Source organism: Tritonibacter sp. SIMBA_163 (assembly GCF_046535935.1).
Lineage (GTDB): Bacteria > Pseudomonadota > Alphaproteobacteria > Rhodobacterales > Rhodobacteraceae > Epibacterium > Epibacterium scottomollicae.
Map to the genome: position 1 here is coordinate 1 of NZ_JAWJBP010001400.1, position 234 is coordinate 234.

General features: G+C 60.3%; 1 protein-coding gene. It reads right to left on the reverse strand.

Features of this window, described 5'->3' with window-relative positions; all coding sequences use genetic code 11:
* A partial coding sequence (locus tag R0J92_RS26900; protein WP_411053935.1) for an MFS transporter occupies positions 1 to 234 on the reverse strand: 234 nt, incomplete at both ends.

The following is a 234-nucleotide window of genomic DNA, read 5'->3' on the forward strand; positions in this document are numbered from 1 at the left end:
CAATGGCATTACCCGCATTGAGCATTGCCAAGCCCTTCGGGATATCCTGTTCTGAGACGAGGCGCATGACGATGGAGGTCGACATGGACCAGAAGCCTCCGATCGCGACACCGAGCAACGCCCGGCCCGCCATCAGCACGGGGTAGGTCGGTGCGGACGCGACCATCAGACCGGAGAGAATCAGAACCAATGTGAAGCCGGTAACGACAAGCTTGCGGTCGATGCGACGGGTCA